Annotated in this window: 16 protein-coding genes; 7 read left to right on the top strand and 9 right to left on the bottom strand. The window is 59.6% G+C overall.

The window, feature by feature from the left end; all coding sequences use genetic code 11:
* Window positions 1-243: 243 nt before the first annotated feature.
* Both XH91_RS01730 and XH91_RS40070 read right to left on the bottom strand, forming a co-directional pair.
* Window positions 244-873 carry a hypothetical protein gene (locus XH91_RS01730; RefSeq protein WP_128948989.1) on the bottom strand — a complete coding sequence of 210 codons (630 nt, stop codon included), beginning with the start codon at window positions 871-873 and terminating at the stop codon, window positions 244-246.
* A complete protein-coding gene (locus tag XH91_RS40070; protein WP_128948988.1) occupies window positions 870-1,061 on the bottom strand; it encodes a ribbon-helix-helix domain-containing protein in 192 nt (63 codons plus the stop codon). The genes XH91_RS01730 and XH91_RS40070 overlap by 4 nt, the downstream gene beginning before the upstream one ends.
* An 81-nt stretch (window positions 1,062-1,142) precedes the next feature.
* Here XH91_RS40070 and XH91_RS01720 point away from each other — a divergent pair, with 81 nt between their 5' ends.
* From XH91_RS01720 to XH91_RS01700, 4 genes are all read left to right on the top strand, one after another.
* Window positions 1,143-1,814: a DUF2303 family protein gene (locus XH91_RS01720; protein ID WP_164938239.1), complete on the top strand. Its 672-nt coding sequence runs from the start codon at window positions 1,143-1,145 to the stop codon at window positions 1,812-1,814.
* Between the two features lie 225 nt (window positions 1,815-2,039).
* Window positions 2,040-2,717, top strand: a complete 678-nt coding sequence (locus XH91_RS01715) for a MarR family winged helix-turn-helix transcriptional regulator (protein WP_128948986.1) — start codon at window positions 2,040-2,042, stop codon at window positions 2,715-2,717.
* Between the two features lie 1,510 nt (window positions 2,718-4,227).
* Entirely contained in the window at window positions 4,228-5,121 is an 894-nt protein-coding gene (locus XH91_RS01705) for a DUF4238 domain-containing protein (RefSeq protein WP_128948984.1), read from the top strand.
* Between the two features lie 40 nt (window positions 5,122-5,161).
* Window positions 5,162-5,734, top strand: coding sequence for a hypothetical protein (locus tag XH91_RS01700; protein ID WP_128948983.1), 573 nt, complete (start codon window positions 5,162-5,164; stop codon window positions 5,732-5,734).
* A gap of 259 nt (window positions 5,735-5,993) precedes the next feature.
* Here the strand turns inward: XH91_RS01700 and XH91_RS01695 are convergent, their stop codons facing one another.
* On the bottom strand, window positions 5,994-6,845 hold the full coding sequence (locus tag XH91_RS01695) for a hypothetical protein (protein WP_128948982.1): 852 nt from the start codon (window positions 6,843-6,845) through the stop codon (window positions 5,994-5,996).
* 684 nt (window positions 6,846-7,529) lie between these two features.
* On the opposite strand from XH91_RS01695, the gene XH91_RS01690 reads away from it, so the two are divergent.
* The 3 genes from XH91_RS01690 (at window position 7,530) to XH91_RS01680 (ending at window position 8,998) form a co-directional block, all read left to right on the top strand.
* Entirely contained in the window at window positions 7,530-7,730 is a 201-nt protein-coding gene (locus tag XH91_RS01690; protein WP_128948981.1) for a hypothetical protein, read from the top strand.
* Between the two features lie 28 nt (window positions 7,731-7,758).
* Entirely contained in the window at window positions 7,759-8,637 is an 879-nt protein-coding gene (locus tag XH91_RS01685; protein ID WP_206736850.1) for an SDH family Clp fold serine proteinase, read from the top strand.
* A gap of 82 nt (window positions 8,638-8,719) precedes the next feature.
* Window positions 8,720-8,998 (top strand): hypothetical protein, encoded by a 279-nt coding sequence (locus XH91_RS01680; protein WP_128948979.1) that lies wholly within the window; start codon window positions 8,720-8,722, stop codon window positions 8,996-8,998.
* Between the two features lie 40 nt (window positions 8,999-9,038).
* Here XH91_RS01680 and XH91_RS01675 read toward each other — a convergent pair whose 3' ends face one another.
* The 6 genes from XH91_RS01675 to XH91_RS01650 form a co-directional block, all read right to left on the bottom strand.
* Window positions 9,039-13,481 (bottom strand): NACHT domain-containing protein, encoded by a 4,443-nt coding sequence (locus XH91_RS01675; RefSeq protein WP_128948978.1) that lies wholly within the window; start codon window positions 13,479-13,481, stop codon window positions 9,039-9,041.
* A 173-nt stretch (window positions 13,482-13,654) separates the two neighbouring features.
* Entirely contained in the window at window positions 13,655-14,644 is a 990-nt protein-coding gene (locus XH91_RS01670; RefSeq protein ID WP_206736849.1) for a hypothetical protein, read from the bottom strand.
* 20 nt (window positions 14,645-14,664) lie between these two features.
* Window positions 14,665-15,069 carry a hypothetical protein gene (locus XH91_RS01665; protein WP_128948977.1) on the bottom strand — a complete coding sequence of 135 codons (405 nt, stop codon included), beginning with the start codon at window positions 15,067-15,069 and terminating at the stop codon, window positions 14,665-14,667.
* Window positions 15,056-15,919: a hypothetical protein gene (locus tag XH91_RS01660; protein ID WP_128948976.1), complete on the bottom strand. Its 864-nt coding sequence runs from the start codon at window positions 15,917-15,919 to the stop codon at window positions 15,056-15,058. Before XH91_RS01660 ends, XH91_RS01665 begins: the two co-directional genes overlap by 14 nt.
* Before the next feature lie 301 nt (window positions 15,920-16,220).
* Window positions 16,221-16,412, bottom strand: coding sequence for a hypothetical protein (locus XH91_RS01655; protein ID WP_128948975.1), 192 nt, complete (start codon window positions 16,410-16,412; stop codon window positions 16,221-16,223).
* A gap of 95 nt (window positions 16,413-16,507) precedes the next feature.
* A complete protein-coding gene (locus XH91_RS01650) occupies window positions 16,508-16,723 on the bottom strand; it encodes a helix-turn-helix domain-containing protein (protein WP_245477264.1) in 216 nt (71 codons plus the stop codon).
* Window positions 16,724-16,846: the final 123 nt, after the last annotated feature.

The raw sequence follows: 16,846 nt of genomic DNA, 5'->3' as shown, positions 1-16,846 counted from the left end.
CCGCTAGAATTGACTTAGGTAGGCTTGGGCACGTTGAAGCTTTTCAACTTCGTACAGCTTGAGTTGTAGCCGCCGCTAGCCGCTCATACGTGTTTTCACGAAGCTGGAGTCTCGCATCGTCAATTTGCTGCTGTTGAAACGCAATCTGCTCGGCTCCAAGCCTGATTTGAAGTTGAGTCAACACGAAAGCGCGAACGCCGATGCCGATGGTAACGAGCCAGCCAAGGAGCTGCTGCGAGGGGTCTATTGAGCGAGAGCGGCCGGAGCCCCGTAGCGCTTGACGAGATTGACATCGCCAAGCCGGCGTCGGTCGACAAGATACTCCACTTCCCCAGCGTATGCATGCTCGATGTGATCGTGCGGGACGCAAATGATCGCCGTCGACGGTGCCAGTGTCTCCAAGACAACCGTTCCGCCGTCGTACATCGAGGCGTTGCCCTCGGCGAAAGACTCCGCGACGATCCGGTCGACGGTCCAAGACATGCCGTAGGTCCGGCGACGCCGATTGAACGCGCTATCGCCCCTGAACAAGCGGACTTCACCTCCGCGATAGGGAGGGAGTAGATTGCGGAGCGTATCAATCAGCAACACGTCGTTGTTCACATTGTTTCGCCAACTATCACCCCAACGGATCCATGCAGACAGCATCATAGCGCGGGAGGAATCGGGGACGTCGGGTAGTGTCGCGAGCTTTCGCAAAAGCCCCGGAGCCCATTCCGTATCGTTCATGGCCTCCACCAAGAGCGCCTCGGCCGAGGTCCGCAATGCCTCCACGAACTTGGATTCTTTCTCAAGCCGACGCGTCAGATGCCTAGCCAAAATCGGATTGGTGCGAGCGCTATTCAGCAGCTTGGCTTCCGCACGGCCAGTCATCCCTTCGCCTTCAATCCTATCTCGATTAACTGGCGCACAGCTTCGGAGCGCGACACACCGTTTTCAGTGGCCCAAGCCTCCACGCTCTCGACGAGCTCTTGAGGAAGCCGAGCGCTGACTAGCGGGTCCTTCCCAGTGGCAGGACGGCCTCTCCGTTTTTTTGGGTGCACCTTAATTGACTTCGCCATGAAATAGGTATACCTAAAATGCAAGCCGGAGGGAAGCTGCTACTTCCGCCCCGGCTCTAACCCAAGCCAATGGAGTGCTCCATGGACCAGGCTACCAGTGCAACTATCACACCTTTCCCCTTCGTTCATTATCATAAGCGCTTCACGGTGAAGCCGATCAGGGAGATCGCTGCGAAGCCCGCCTTCATCGATCAGCTCGTCAATATCGACCAGACAGCTTCGCTAGTCGCCTACGTCAATCGTTTCAAAACCGCCGACACCGTGATCTTCGCGGACGTCGATGAGCTCGAAGTGCATGCCGTGATCGACTACCATCCCGCCGGCAGCGCAAAGCGCGGTTTGGCCGAGCACCGCGCGGTGCTCACCCTCGCACATTCCCATGAGTGGGATACGTGGAATGCGATCTCCGGCCACATGTTTGACCCGAAGGCGTTCGCCCGCATCATCGACTTCAACGCGGAGGACATCGCTTCGCCGTTAGTTTCGGTGCTGCGAGAGGCTATCGTCCGTCTTGGCTCGGACGCTACCGCGCTGCCTCCTCTGGTGACGTTGACCATTCCCGTGTTTGCGGGAGAACCCAAAGTGGACGTTAAGGCAATCACCGATACGCAGGCCGGTGGAATGGGCAAGACCACCGTCGGTCTTGAGTTGGTGCGCGCGCGCATCATCGTTGAGGCTGAGATGGCTCGCATTGCCAACATCGTCGCGTCGGCAACCTCTGTCCCGGTAATCCTCGGATCAGTTAGGGATTAGACAGCAATCAGTTTCGCAGCACGGTGGAGAGCACAAAGTGCCCCGCCGAGCTCCGGACGGGGGCACTATTCGCCATGGAGCTGGCAACGGCGTCGAGCTGCTCGCCTGGCTTCGTGACGGTGAACTACGGGTATAGCGGGGACTCCATCGTAACAGGTCTTCGCAAGTGCGCGATTCGAAAGCCTCACTCTAGCTGAGGATCAATGCCCGCGCCGGATGATCGATATGAGCAAGAAGCTTCCATTCACCGAGCATTCGATCCGTCGATTGATTAGGGGGATTGAGAGCGCTGGCAAATTTGTGATCGGCGCGCGCTTTGATGGAACCCTGATTATTGGAGACAAGCCGCTCGACATCAGCACTTTTGCCGCCCCCCAGAGAATCGCCGCCGTTGACGGCGTCGAGGCCGGCGGAGCGGCATCATGGGATGATTTTGAAGATGCTCCTGCCTCCAAATGGGACGACAAACGAGCGAGCGGGCGCGATGCACCAAAGCGGCAAGATGAACAGCGCCAGCAGACAGATCCTGTCTCCGATCCGCTTGTCGCTGCATACGACCGATTTATGCGTGGTGAGATCACGTTCGATCAGCTTCCGCCTGGCCGCTATCCCAATGGCATGCGCATATATGCCGTGGGGGAATGGGAAGCGATTGTCCGAAGCCAACCACTCAACAGGTTAGAGCGCGCTGCACTCGAGGCCTATTTCGAGAGGAAAGGAACGATCAGTTACGAGAGAGGTGCGGGCCCTCGTACCATTGAGCGATTGGAGGCCCGAGGATTTGTCCAAGTTGTTCAAACCCGCGAAGATGGACGAGAACCGTATTATGGCATCACGCCGGCTGGCGAAGCAGAGTGGCTCCGACTGACGGGCGGAGCGGAGCACAAGGGACCCGCATCATGAGATTCACCATCGAAGAAGCGGCTAAGGAATTACGCAAGACGAAGCGATGGCTCAACGAGTGGCTTAGATCTCACCCGGTGGATGCGAAAGGTGAACCATTCTTCACTCCAGCCGGGCGGGATAAGATCTTGAGCTCAACCGACATTGCCCGGATCGAAGCCCACCTTCGCGAGGAGTTGAAGAGACGCTCCAATTTTCACCTTCGCGCGCCGGCAAAACGCCGAACTACGAAATCCGTGGAATGTACCTCGGAGTCCGAGTGGAGGTTAGCAGCGGAACTCACAAACGATCCGTCGCTCTTGAACACCTCAAAAAGGTCGGGTCCTAACTCGAGAGGCATGGGAGCTACCCGCGTACTTGCATCTCCGCGTGAGGCAGATACTTCGGGCTCAGGCCTGAAAGAACTAGCGGAACTCCTAGGCGCTCCGTCGCGGAAGAACAGAGGCGCAGCATCGAAAAGTGCATCGAACGGCACGGACGCCACGAAGAACTTGGGCAATAAATCGAGCGACGCCACTAGGTTGGGGAGTGGCGTTGCGGATGACTAGACCTTCCTATCTCAGCAAGAAAAGCCTGGCGCATGAGCTCGACATGGCCGAGAGCACCGTCGACGAGATGGTACGCAGAGGCGTTCTGCCAAAACCCCTCAAGCTATCCGCCGGCTGCGTCCGGTGGTCATGGACTGCGGTGGAACAAGCCCTTGCCTCCTTGGGCGGAACGGCGGAAGAGGATGCCGATCCGTACATGAGAGGGATAAAAAACGCCTTAGAGGTGGAGAATCGCAGGCGGTCCAAGTGACATTCCGCCGCGCGGCCCATCTTGCTGGATGTCGGTGACTCAGAATCGTATCTGGACTGATCCCCCGCCCGAATGATTCTAATGCAACCTCGACGATTCCGACGACTTAACTCTAGCGCGAGTTGGTTGCTCAGACCCCCTGGCGGTTGTATGCATTACGCATTGTGCGAAAGCGCAAAAAAGCGGCCCCCGAGGGGGCCGAGTTTACTGAGCAATTTTTCAGCCACGGACAGGTGGTCGACGGAAATGGGAGCATACGTGCTCCCATTTGCCGTTTCTGAACCGGCGATAGTCCCGCACGTAGACGGTTTTCTCGCCGGTTAGAGTGGGCGAATGAAACATATTCATCACCCCCTTTCCCGGGGCGCCTTCGCACCCCGCGGCTATCAGGGCGTTCCGGTCGCTTGGGTCCAGGTCAGGGGTGGCGAATCAGTAGTTCGCCGGGCTGGATGCTGGCTTAATCCGGGAGTCAAATTCAAGGCCGACCAACGCTTACGCGAACTGGGATCTACCGCTTTCGCGGTAATTCCGCGAGGCAGCCCGACTGCTGCGACTCGCGCTCCGCCGGCTCTTTACGGCATGATCACGTCGGGACGGAATCAATTGGAATCGGCTCGACAAATCTGCGCATCCGCAAAGCGCGAAAACTGTTCGTCATCGGTACAGTTTCTGAAGCCGGACGGAGAATAGTAAAGCACGAGATTAGGTCGGCATGTCTGACGGAAAGCCTCGAGATCACCATTTTGTACCGGTGTTCTATCTCCGCCAATGGCACAACGGGAATAAGAAGCTCTTTGAGCACAAGCGCGTTTACGACGGCCGGATTGCGCAGAAGGAAGTAAGCGCGACCGCGACCGGTTTCCAGCGCGATCTGTATGCTTTCCCCACCCTGGGCTCGGCAGGCTACGACCAGTACCTTGAAAACCGATTCTTCAAGCTTGTTGACGATGAAGGCGCAATTGCTCTGCATCGCCTGCTGGAACGTGATCCGAATCCATGGACTCCTGAACATCGCAGCGGCTGGTCGCGATTCCTCTTGAGCGTCAGGCTTCGACATCCTGATGCGATGAACGAATTGAAAGCGGCCATCCCCACCGCGTGGAACCGAGGGAGTGCTGCTTCGCAAGCAGGATACGAGCGGCTGCGCAAGCCTGATGATCCCGGGACATTCGAAGAATTTATTGCCCGCCGCGATCCTCACGTCATGGACAAGGTGAGCGTCAATATGATCATGCGAGCCATAGAAAATGTCGAGATCGGAACACACATCAACGGAATGCATTGGCGCGTTTTTGAGGTGAAGGGCTCAAGGCACGACTTGATAACATCCGATCGACCTGTTCACTACTACTGCCTGAGAGAGGAGCACGGCTTCATCTCGCTTCCCATTGCCCCACGCAAATTGTTTGTTGCCGCCAACAGTCCTCGAGTCCTGAATGACTTGCTGCACGTTAATCCAACGAGGGTCGTCTCTGAGGTGAATAAGCGGATCGCCGCTCAGGCCCGGCGATACGTCTACACGCAATCGCGGGAAGCAAACGCAAAGCTCATCGAAAAGTACTTCGGGATCGCCTTGGAACCGTCGCCGCTTTTTCCCAGCTTATAGTGCGGCCAGTCGTTCCGCGACATCTCAGGAGAAAACAGCAATGGATCTCGACAGATTATTGAAAGAAATCATCCCCTATCGAATGTCCGCAGTCAGCGCGCTCAACTTGGCAACTAGCCTGGGAGCGGACGTGGACAAGCCAAAAGCAATTCAGATCTATATCGATGGCAAATTGCGCATTGAAGGAAATCTGTTTGCTTTTACCAATCCCGCTATCGAGGCGGGCTTGGTTCACTGTCGCGCGCTGCTGGAATTTCTCGGCCTGAGCGCGAATCGCCATGGTCGCATCGTCAACGTCGATCGACGCCGCCCCACCGACATTGGAATTGAGAATTTCTCAAATGCGAGCGGTAGACTCTCGATGGTCCGCCCCGAGGCCGCACTTACCCGATACGACGGGGGTAAAGAGGAAGCTGAAAAAGCCCTGCTCGCCGTCTTCCAGATCACGAACAAGGGTATTGCTCACGTAACAGAGGACTTATTGGACAATCCTGAGCACGGGCGCCTAATTGAGATTGCAAGTCGAGGAGTGCCGTCTCTAGTGGTTAGCTATCTGTACACGCCATTGGGATTGTCCGCGCCAGACTACCAGCTCACGCATAGGAGGACGTAGCTCGTGCGGAGCGCGAGTTCCGATAGATACGGTCCAACTAGAGCGCGGACACCGCCGGTTCATGCTGGCCGGCTCCGCTCGCTCCTCGCGCGAGGGTCACAGAGATGGTCGCGATGCTGCTTATGGTGAGTGAGCGATCGGGATCCAGGGCAACATGATGCCCGCAATGGCAGCAGACCAAGACACCACGCAGCGCGTCTCGCCGAACGTAATCCGCCAGGAGAGCAGCGCAAGAGCAGACGGGCTTAACGGACTAAGCTTAGCCTTTTCGCGGTTGGACGATTCCAATACCAAAAGCATTTCTATCCAATAGAAAGCTGCCGTTTCCGAGACAATTTCCGCCCACCTCTCCCTGACCTGGCAGTATCTTCGTGCCCTCTCTTGTAACGACGTAGGTTCTTGGCGAGATGTCCGGATGCCTAAATATTCCCGTAACAACAATGGCACGACGGTTCAAATACACTACCCGCAAAACCTCCGCGTCTTTTTCGTCATAGACGATCAGTGTACTGGCATCGGGCCTCTTTTTCCGCACAGCGCCAGAAACCCAAAACTCTCCATCTCTAATGCTTGCAATGACCTTATTGTCCGCTCCGTAAATTCTAAGCGTGGCGATTGAAATTTCGCCGCTAGCCGGATCCTTCTCAATGGTAAGCATCTCGTCTTTAGCGGCCTGGAGCGCGACATAGGGGAATCTCGTCGCCCATGCCACATCGGTGCCGAGAAAGACCGCGACCGCGCCTTGTGGCAGATCACAGTGTGGAGGCAATGGCGGCATCTGTTGCTCCGCAGGTACGAGGACTCCTTCGTTCTTGGAGAGGTCTGGTGGCGGAGATGGTTTCTTCGCATCCATTTGAAAGGCACCCACCAAACCGATAATCGAGCCAAACGTCACGAAACTGATGCCAACGAGCACAAGCATAAAGCCCCTCCTATCGCGGAATCTAGGGAAGCACTCATGAGCGAGCAGCGCCACAAATCCAGCCGCCGCCGTTGCAACGAAAGTCCAGCCGATCGAAAGATATTCTGGAGCGACCATTATCAGGCCGCTTCCCCCGACGCCGAGCAGGCCGAGAACTATACCAAGCTTTCCTTCGTCGGTTAAACGCATGCGTCAGTCCGAGGCCAGCGTATCGTTACGGCTGTAGACAAAGACGGTTTGCGCGGCTTCGTCGGCGCGTAGCATTGCCCGATGGATCCGCTGGAATTGCATCACGACAGGAGCAGCCGGTAGCAAGGCTCGGCGTGTTCGCCACTGGCAGGGCAATGCAGAATGGCAAAAACCATCTATATTGCAAAATCGAGCTGGGCTGAATCTCGTCATGGTTTTCGCCGTTTCCCGTCGCTGGCCTTGCCCGCCGACGGCTGATCGTCAATTACTGGCCTCATCTCTGCTGTGGTCCACGCCCCCGTCACCGCATTTTAGGCTTCATCCAATCTGTCGGCTTCGCGGATCCTAGCCTCGGCGGCGCTCCGTTTGGACTGCTCAAAGAAGGTGTCGTGCAGTCCCTCTGCCTACCGAACGCTTTTGGCCTGAGCTTTTCTCAGGTCACTGGAGAGCGGAATGGGACTGATCTCAGTGCCAAGATGGTCGAACTGGCCGAGAAGTTTCGGGCCCGTCGCGCGCTATGTGGCGGATGGCCAGCGCAGGTCCGGGGGCGGCGGTTGACGAGGCCCGTCGGATCTTTGCGGTGCATTGCAGCCTGCGTTAACTTTTTGTTCACCAAACGCACCTAAGGGTTGCGAAGCGGGTCGAATAGTGCAAGGTTCCCCGGATTATTTGCCGGAGATGACCATGACCTTGAATGATCAGATTGATCAACGTGTCGCCGACGCGTTGAGGCTGATCGGTGTCGGGCAGGCCCAACCGCAGCTTCCGACGTCGATACCATTTCAGCAAGACATTTCGCATTCGGCTGACAAGCCGTCGATGAATTTCCGAGTCACGATAGGCGATTCCAGCCAGCATGCCGAATTGGAACGATATCCTCGCTGAGACGACTCGTTCGGGTAGTACGCATGACATGGTGCGCCGTCGCTACTTGAAGAAGTTGGCGGCGAAAACAAAGCGCAACGTCATCGTCTACTACTCCGGCTGGCTTCAGAAATCAGAACTCTTCCGTCAGCAGACGTGGGAGTTCATGCTGAATGACGCCGACAAAAATGGATTGATGGCGACGATCCACCAGATGGATCGCGCGAAGGGGCTTGATATCCTTCTTCACACGCCTGGCGGAGATATGGCCGCGACGGAGTCGCTAGTCGATTACCTTCGTCAAATGTTCGGCACCGATATCCGCGCCTTCGTCCCGCAGATCGCGATGTCGGGTGGCACCATGATCGCGCTTGCCTGCAAAGAGATCGTTATGGGCAAGCACTCCAATTTGGGCCCAATTGATCCTCAGTTTGCCGGTGTTGCGGCTCACGCGATCAAGGAAGAATTTGAGCGTGCCTTGCAGGAAGTCCAGGCTGCGCCGTCGACCGCGCCGATTTGGCAGGTTGTTCTCTCGAAATACGGCGCATCGCAGATCAGTGAGAGCATCAAGGTCATAAGCTGGGCCGATCAGATGACGCGTCAGTGGTTGATCGACGGCATGTTCGCCGGGGATCCTGATGCTGTCGCGAAAGCTGAAAGGGTCGTTCAAGAACTTGGTGATCATGCGATCACGAAATCGCACGCGCGGCACATATCGATGAAGGCTGCGAAGGATCTTGGCCTTAAGATCGTGGAGCTAGAAGCCGATCAAGCTCTTCAAGATGCTGTTCTTTCTGTGCACCACGCCTGTATCATCAGTCTTGGCATGACGCCTGCTATCAAGATCATTGAGAATGATCAGGGTGTTGCCTCGATAAACGCGTTGCAACCGATGCTAATGCCGACGCAAGGAATGCGGATGGCTTAGCCGTGCGCAGGGACGCTGATGGGCGCCCTTGGCAAGCCGCAAGACCCGCAGCGCGACGTCAACCGATTTTTAATTTTCGACAATGCGCAGCGAAGTTCTCGACAGTTGCCGCCCGACGTCTTTTCCTGACGCGACGCCAGCGCTGCCATACCGGACAGCAGGGATCAAAAAGGGAAAAGCCATGTCACGTTCAGAATTTGTCATGGAGATCGCACAGCACGTTTTCGATTTTGCTCGATCACTCGCTGAGGGCCCTGCCGAGCCGCTCCTGGTGATCACCAGCGCTATGGCGACGAGCGTGCTCATCGTTCTGGCCGCTGTTCGTTCGTACTTGCACGAGCGTAAGCAGCATGGCTCGTGAGCGGCTGCCGCGATTAACAGCGCGGAGCTTGAATTGCCGTTCAGCCGCCACTCCGCGGATCGATTATGGGCCAGGATCGGCCCAAGGAAATATCAGGATGTCGCGGCTCGTCATCCACGCGGCCATGCTCGTCCCGCAGCTCCTCGATCTCGATAAGACAGCTTTTGGCCAACGGCGATTGCGCATCGCTAGCTAAAGCCAGCCCGAACAGCTCCCGGCGAAGTTCAGCGAGCGATACGCTGAACTCCTCGTAGGCATTTGCGATCCAGCCTTCGACTGGTCGTCGCCCGAGCGCAGCGTTGCGCAAGGCCTGCGCAAGGCCCCCGTCGTAAGATCGGTGGTCCGCCGCATACCCGCGAACCAGCGTGCGGATAACCGGCGCGTCGGCGAGATCGATGAGCGCCGATTCGAGGGTGGATTTCGCGCGTCCCCTATTCAGGCGCTGATAGCGTTGCAGCATGTCTCCCTTGAGCGCCGGGAACTCCTCACCGAGGTGAGCAAGCTGTCTCGACAGGTGAAATGTATCGGCGCCGCCCGCGTTGCCGAGCTCGCCATCGCAGACCAGCGCGAGAAGGGTTTGGCCGGATTTTTCCGTGCCGACCTTGATGACGGCCTGCGCCCAATCGTGCTGGGCCAAGAGCCGTGGATCGCGGCGCGCGAGCGCCTGGAGCAGATCGAGGGCGCCTTCATGCGGGCTCTTCGCGAGCGCCGACAGTAGGCGATCCAGCGAGCTTGGATAGCCGTATTCCTCGGGCAGCCGGTCAATCACGGCGAGCACGGCGTCGGGATGGTCAGAGAATGCGAACAGCTCAACCCAATTCATAAGCTCGCCGCGCTTTTCCTCCAGCCGCCACGGCTCCGTCTTGCCGGCTTCGAGCAGTTCGTCGAATCCCGCGACGAGCATATCGGAACGAAGAACCTCTCCGGCCATTGCGCTCCCGATGAGCAGTCGTTGCTTACCCGCGGAGGGCACCGAGAGCGCGAGTAGACTGTCGATCTCGGCGCGCTTTGAGCCGTGCGGCATACCGAGGCCCATGACCGCGAGGGCGATAGCATGCTGTTGAGTGCCAGATTCCGCCGCGCTAGTCCCGATGGATCTGACGACCTCGAAAATCGCTTCCGCATAATCACAGGTCGCGAGCGTTTCAGGGGTCTCGCGTCGTTGCTTCTCGAGCTGCTTCGCGCGGGAATAGTCCTGCCCGAACGCAGCAATCGGCGCTTTTCCCGACGGATGGTCACGGTTCCAGATCTCCAAAAGAGCGCCAGCCGCCCGCACGCCGAAGCGCGGATCCGGCAGATGCTCCTTCAGGGCGACCGCAGCATCGTTTCCAATCGCGGCGAAGGCTCTCTGGTATTCGAGAGTGTGGTCGTAATTCACGTCCGGTGAGATAGGACTGCGATTGATCGCCTTTGCGTATTCTTCGCGTGCCCGCGCCCAATCCGCGAGGTCTCGCGCTAGCATCTGCCGCAATCCGGGAACAAATTGTGGAGTGGGAAAGCGCGCCATTGCGCCGGCCACCGCGGCGAGTTGATGCCGGTTGGCCTGTGGCGATTCCAGCAATGCATTCATCCAACGCTGAAGGGTCCCAACCACCGCGAAACGTAGCTCATGTCCAACGCCGGAGGGCTCTTGGGCCTTTTCAGGCCGGCCGTGCCAACGCAGGAGATCGGCCATAAACTCGATATGGGACGGATCGTCGGTCTCTGCGCGCTCCAAGAGTGCTGTCAGGAATGAGTCTTCGCGCGACGCCTCGATGGCGGTCCGCAAGCGGCCCCATTCCTGGCGTTCGGCCTCATGTTCCGGGCGTCCCCAAGCATTGCTGTCGCGCCGATGGGCCACATGCAGCTCGAACAGCCGGTCGATCACCACTCCGACCGTTTTGGGGCCGACGACCACGAAGCCGGCCCGCGCGACGGATTCTGACGTCCCTGAATCTAGCAGTGCTTCCACGACAGGACCATCGTCAAGGGCGTCGCCTCCAATCAGGAGGTCGCGGGCGCGGAATGGCAATTCCAAGCGCGCCGCGATGCGCCGCTGCATCCCCTTCCGTACAGGTCCGGGGTAGGTCGCCTGCGCCTCCTGAAGTGCATGCGCCGCCCCATCGCTCCTTGCGGGAAAGCTCGTTGCCGCGATCAGCTCCTCGATCCGAGTTTCGGTTTCCGCGTTTTTGGCCTGACGCGCTGCAAGGCTCTTCAGGCTCTTCACGGGATTGCTCTCCGCTTCGGCGTGTGTCCGCCGAAGCTCGGCGAGCTTCTCGTTCTGCTCCGGATCGGCAAGCTCGTCGGGATAACTGGCGAGGGCCGCAAGCTGCCAGACTTCATCGGACGCGGTTTGCAGAATATCCTTCACCATCTGGTCGGCGCGCCGGAATTGCAGCGCCTGGAGCACTTCGAGCACCGCATCCGCGCTGGGGTCGGCTTTCGCCACACGCACGGCCAGCTCCATGCCATCGAAACCGCCGTAGCTCGCGATTTCCGCCACGACATGTTTGCGCATTTCCACCGGCAAGGCCGCAAGCTTTTGCTCGGCACCGTCGCCCAAGACCGACGGCCGGAAGCGCGGGGGCGACCGCACGGCAGCGAGATAGACCTGTTGGTCGGGATTGGAAACCAGCGGCCAGACTTGCGGCGCGAACTCTGGCCGACCGGTTGTCATCATGAAGCGCGCTGCGCGATCAACCTTGCCGGCCGTGTGCCAGCGCGCCGCGAAGGCAGTGATTTCGGCACCGATTAGCGTCCAAACCTCTGGCGCCGAGCGAAAGATCATTTCGGCGGCCAACATCGGATCAATCCCAAGCGTCTCGCGTATAGCGCCCGCGATCGCTTGTGCGCCGCCAGCGTTCTCGCGCGACAAGCGCTCGCACGCAAACAGGACCGATTCCTCCCAGGCGGGCCAGTTCAGGATCTCGGTCCGAAGCCTTGTTCGCGCTTCCGCGGTGCCATCCGCTGCCTCTCGCATAATTCCGCCGACGTCGAGCGACGCGTACCATTCCTGGAATTGTTGATGCTGGAACGAGATGCCGCCGGACGAGGCACGGATCAAAAGATGGCTGCTCACGAGAATATCGATCGCGGCGGCTGGCTGCAGGGGGCTTGAGAGCTGCCCTTGGGCGGATAGTTGCGCTGCGACGTTCGCGATGACACGGTTTGCGGACGTATTCGAGAGCACCGTGTTCGCGACGCGGTTTGCCTCGATGCCAAGGCCCGTCAGCATGTTCTCGTGGAACCCGAGCAGTTCCTTTAGCAGGATCGCCGCCTTTTCGGGCTCCTCTTCGTGCTGCGTGACGAAGAGCCGCAAGACCTCTTCTTTTGTTTGCGGGAATCTCGCGCCCCGCGTGCTGCGAAGAAGGGCCGTGAGATAGAGCGGGATGGCCACAAGATCGCGCACGCCCGGCGTGCGCCATGCCTGATCGACCAGCGCTTCGCCTTCGCTCCCCCGCAATGTCCGCGCGAGCTCGTGCTGCTGGCTCTCCGAAAGCGGCTCAACTTCCACGACCGCGCCGGAGATAGGCAGGAGATGGCGCCGCGTCCCGATCACGATGCCGAGCAGCGGAAAGTCGCGCCGAAGCGCCTTCAACAATCGTGTCGCCGCGACCCGCGCCGTCGGATCGAGTTCGTTCCACCCGTCCAGCAGCAGCACAAAGCGTCCGTGATAGGCCAGCTGCATGAAATGCTGCGTTCGGAAGGTTCCAAAAGCATTGCGTCGCGTCAGGAAGGTGAAGAAATCCTCGCGATGATCGGACCATTCGCCCAACGGCACGAATCCCGCAACCACTTTGCCAGCTTGCACCAGCGTTTCAGCGAGTTGGACAAGCGTCGTCGTCTTACCGGTGCCGGGTGGTGCTACGATATTCAGCGTTTCGGCGGCATCGAGGCCATTGGCCAAGCCTTCGATCGTCACCGCGTGTCCGTTGCCTCCGCTCCCGCGAAGCGTCAGGTTGAGAGCCACGGCATGGGATGGCCACTCCTTCGCGTTCCGGAAGGTGGCAATATCGCGCTGGGCCGCCGGCAGCATGCGCGAGACCACTGCGTCGAGCTGGTCTTCCTGCGGCAGGGCCAGCGAGAGGAGGAAGGCGCGGTCTTCATCGTCAAGTTCCACCACGAGCGCCGATCGCCGATAGCCTCCCGGCGCCGTTGTTGCGATGTCCCGAAACGCGCGCTCTTCCGCGTCACGCTTCCATTTGTGCAGAAGCTCGACCGTGAAGCGAGCCTCATCGGTGTCAATCAGCTTGGCGCAGAGTTGGCACAGCCAGATGCCATTGTTTGCTGCGCGCCGCTCCTCCGGCTTCAGGGAAGCATCATACCTCTTGCCGCCCGGTGCCGCCGCAGTGATGTGCGCCGCTTGCCCGACGCTGACGGACTTGTCTTCCTCCAATGCGGGACCGGAAGTGGGACGCGGGCAGTCGGGATTGGAGCACCGGTGACCCGCCCGGTTAGCCAGCGTTCGGATCGTTGCAGCAAGAAATTCGTCGCGCCTGGTCATCTAATTGCACCGAGAGGGGCGAAAACCTTTTTGCCCCCCGCACGGCGGCAAAGGTGACAGCACGGAGAGACCCCGGCCGGGCAATGTCCATAGGACAGCACCCGCGGGCGTCCCGCTCCGCCGCAACATTCTTCAGCGAGACGAATAACGCCCGAAGCGGGGTCAGGGAAGTCCTAACTGCATTCAGAATTTCTTCGCGCAAGGGGTTTGGCCCCCGCGAGATTTTTGCGCGACAAAGTGGGACGGGAATTGCACCCGACCATCATCAGTATCCCGCCGACCTGCGGCAGCAGGGCCAATAGGATGAGCCTGACCATGGCGAAGTCTTCGGGCGCCGGCCGCAGCCCGCCGCGGGTGCTCCAGGCGACGAGCCTGATGGCTGCCTCGGTTTGAGGGTCCGCCACTCGCCCGACAGACGCCATTTCGGCGTCGAGGATCTGGCGGCGCTCCGTGACAGCCGCTTCACGCTCCCGGCAGAACCTGCCAACGCCGCCCCTGCACTCCCGATCGCGAGCCGCCATGGCGTCCGACAGAGCGGCTTGAGCGATCGAGACGGCCGTCGTCACGCGTGACGCCCGCGCCAGCGCCACGTCGCTGATGTTGACTGCCGCAAAGCCGATCCCTGCGATCAGGGCGTAGGCGAACGTCACCAGCCAGAGTGCCCACCCCGCCATTGCGGTCGCCCACCGGCGGCCGTGCCATTGGGCGGAAGCGCAAGACGGCATCGCGAGGGCAACCAAGTCAGCGGCCACGCCAATGGCGAGGAAGAGCCATCCGGCTAGTTCGGTCGCGCCCAGGGAACGGGCGAACCATCCGTTGATCGCGATGCCAACAGCCCCCAGGGCAAGGCCGGCCGACACGAGGAGGATCGAGGCCGCGTTGTGCCGTGACGGCGCGCTATTTTCCTGGGCGAAAGGCGGCGTGACGACCCGTGACGCCGCCGTGACGGGCGGGATTGGCGTAACGGGGGCCGCGTCTACAACGCTGTTCACTGGGAGAAGCTCTGAAGACAGCAGAGCTTCTGAGGATGGACCGTCGACTACCACCGGCTTGGCTTTTCGCTTTTTGCGCTCCCGATAGGCTTTGGCCCGGGCAGCTGCTGTCTTGTCCTTCTTCTGTGGGGCCCGAAAGGAAATGACGGAAGCGGAGGTATCTTCGGCCAATTGGATCGTCCCGCCAGTCGTCATCGCTTATACTCAACGAGCGCCACTGCCTCCGCGACACGCTCCAACATCGTGATGCGGCTCTTCATTGGATATTGCTCGAGATAAGCGACCTCGCGCAGCTCGGCGGGGCACGGAGACCAACGATAGTCGTATTTCGGTCCGTGTTCGCCCCGGTACCATTTGCGAACCGCTTCCTGAACGGCCCATGGCGGGATGTCCTCGAGCGCCGCGAGATAGGCCTCCCCGCGGGCCTCGTTAGCGGTTTCACTCGCGCGCTGGCCGGGCAGCGCGAAGAGCATCTTCGTGACGATCGCTAGTGTTTCGGCCTCGGCATCTGCGCTGGCGATCGGCGTGTATTGCAGGAGCTTTTTGAGCTCGCAAGCATGGCTGAGAAGGAGCTGTTCTCTTTCAGTGCCGCTCACCACCATCCCTGCCGGCAAAGTCAGTGCCTTCCTGCCGCTCTGCCAGTTTTCTTGCAGTGATGCGATCCGCGAGTCGACCCATGCCGGCAAGGATGGCATCAGAGCTGGTCGACGAGGATCCGGAAGGTTGAGCGGTTCGTGAATCGCGGGTTCGGTACCCATTCGTTCCTCCATGGAATTTGATTTCGTTGTCGACCCAGGTTCGCCATGCCGCATGCCAATCGGCCATGAGCGATCCCTTGCTGCGGTGGTGATTACTGAACGCGTTCGTCATCTCGCGAATTTTTGGCCCTTGGAAGCCGCGACTGATGACGTATTCCAGATCCCGGTCGTCGGGCTGCCAGCAATCCGGAAGCTGAGCCCGAGCTCGGCTGCGCGCCGGCCGCTTTGCCGGCATTCTCTCCGAACGAAGTGAGGAGAGAGATTCCTTGTCTTCCCTGTCTTCTACTTTGCGTCGCTCCTGCGTCGTTAGTGCGTCGGCATCGCTTTCGCGCGTTGCGTCGCTCGGCAGGCTGACCCGCTGATACTCGTCGTATTTGCAGATGGTTATTACGGTCACACCCGCGTCGGTGTTTGCGTCAACCATCTCTGCGGAAATCAGCGCACCTAGAAATCTACGGACCCGCGGCTCGTTCCACCGCCATTTGCTCGCGATGAAGCGGAGCGATCCGGCAAATTGCCCGCGCGCGAGCTCGATCGACCTACCGATGATCCGGCGCTTGTGCGGCTTCCATGCCGCCTCAGACACCAGCCAAAGCCACGCTTCGCGACGGGAGAACGGCTTTCTGTCGGCTAATACATCGTGGTCCCAGATGCCTCGATCGACTGCGAAGACGCCCCGCTCGCTCATGGGACCACCTTCGCTCGCCAGCAGATTGCGCGCATACCGGACGCGTTCAGGCGCCGCTCCGCGGTCGCCTCGACCAGCCCGCTGCGGCGCAGCTCTGTGACGCGCGGCCTCACACTCAGGATTGAGGCTCCGAGTCGGTCCGCAACCTCGTCAGCCGTGAACGACGCCGGATAACTTTGACACAGGAAGGCGTGGACACGATCTCGCAGCGTTGATGCATGCGTTGCAATCCGGTCCGCAGCCGCACTGCTCGTCTCGGTGGCCTTGAAACCGGGGTGATAGGGGTAGCGATGGTGATGATTCATGAGCGCACCTCGCCGAGGCCGGCCAGGTCCGCGACGAGATCGGCAAGCGCCGGATCGACGCAAAAACGGCGCGCAACATAGCTGCCAGCCCTCGAACTCGGACGGGAGCGGACGACGATGTTGGAATCTATGGATGGAGGATTGCGGACGGATTGCGCCAGAGAGACGCGTTTGGTATCGGTTTTCATGCGAAGTGTCCTTTGGGCCCGTGTCCACTTGCAGGTGGCGCGGGCCTTCTCGTTCGGAGAAGGCTCCAGCGAGGGCGACTATTGAGGGCTTGGTGCTAGGCCGCGACGGCGCTGAGCGAGCTCAGCCAACGCTCAGCATCGCTGACGAGGATCAGGCTCTTCGCGCCGACCTTCACGAGGCGGAGGCGCCCAAGCTTGATCTCGCGATAGGCCGCAGTACGGCCGATACGCGACCACCGGCAAAACTCGGGGATCGTCATCGCGGCCGGCGGCGGAGACGCAATTTGATTGGGAGAGTGGGTAGTCGGCATGCAGCACTTCCTTTCGGACGGTGATGGCCGCGCTCTATCGAGCGTGACTTGCTGCAAGCATCACGGGACGTGGGCGGACAGTCATTTGACAAGGGCGGACTGTCCGCGCTTGGCCGAAATTGG

The sequence above is a fragment of the Bradyrhizobium guangzhouense genome (assembly GCF_004114955.1).
Lineage (GTDB): Bacteria > Pseudomonadota > Alphaproteobacteria > Rhizobiales > Xanthobacteraceae > Bradyrhizobium > Bradyrhizobium guangzhouense.
Note: the sequence above shows the minus strand (reverse complement) of the source record. Positions and strands in the feature narration are given on the sequence as shown.

Bases quoted from the DNA above. Each gene is read 5' to 3' on its own strand.
- XH91_RS01705 (WP_128948984.1), top strand. From the start codon at position 4,228: ATGTCTGACGGAAAGCCTCGAGATCACCATTTTGTACCGGTGTTCTAT.
- XH91_RS01685 (WP_206736850.1), top strand. From the start codon at position 7,759: ATGGTGCGCCGTCGCTACTTGAAGAAGTTGGCGGCGAAAACAAAGCGC.
- XH91_RS01675 (WP_128948978.1), bottom strand. From the start codon at position 13,481: ATGACCAGGCGCGACGAATTTCTTGCTGCAACGATCCGAACGCTGGCT.
- XH91_RS01650 (WP_245477264.1), bottom strand. From the start codon at position 16,723: ATGCCGACTACCCACTCTCCCAATCAAATTGCGTCTCCGCCGCCGGCC.
- XH91_RS01680 (WP_128948979.1), top strand. From the start codon at position 8,720: ATGCGCAGCGAAGTTCTCGACAGTTGCCGCCCGACGTCTTTTCCTGAC.
- XH91_RS01655 (WP_128948975.1), bottom strand. From the start codon at position 16,412: ATGAAAACCGATACCAAACGCGTCTCTCTGGCGCAATCCGTCCGCAAT.
- XH91_RS01695 (WP_128948982.1), bottom strand. From the start codon at position 6,845: ATGCGTTTAACCGACGAAGGAAAGCTTGGTATAGTTCTCGGCCTGCTC.
- XH91_RS01720 (WP_164938239.1), top strand. From the start codon at position 1,143: ATGGACCAGGCTACCAGTGCAACTATCACACCTTTCCCCTTCGTTCAT.
- XH91_RS01730 (WP_128948989.1), bottom strand. From the start codon at position 873: ATGACTGGCCGTGCGGAAGCCAAGCTGCTGAATAGCGCTCGCACCAAT.
- XH91_RS01690 (WP_128948981.1), top strand. From the start codon at position 7,530: ATGACCTTGAATGATCAGATTGATCAACGTGTCGCCGACGCGTTGAGG.
- XH91_RS01660 (WP_128948976.1), bottom strand. From the start codon at position 15,919: ATGAGCGAGCGGGGCGTCTTCGCAGTCGATCGAGGCATCTGGGACCAC.
- XH91_RS01700 (WP_128948983.1), top strand. From the start codon at position 5,162: ATGGATCTCGACAGATTATTGAAAGAAATCATCCCCTATCGAATGTCC.
- XH91_RS01715 (WP_128948986.1), top strand. From the start codon at position 2,040: ATGAGCAAGAAGCTTCCATTCACCGAGCATTCGATCCGTCGATTGATT.
- XH91_RS40070 (WP_128948988.1), bottom strand. From the start codon at position 1,061: ATGGCGAAGTCAATTAAGGTGCACCCAAAAAAACGGAGAGGCCGTCCT.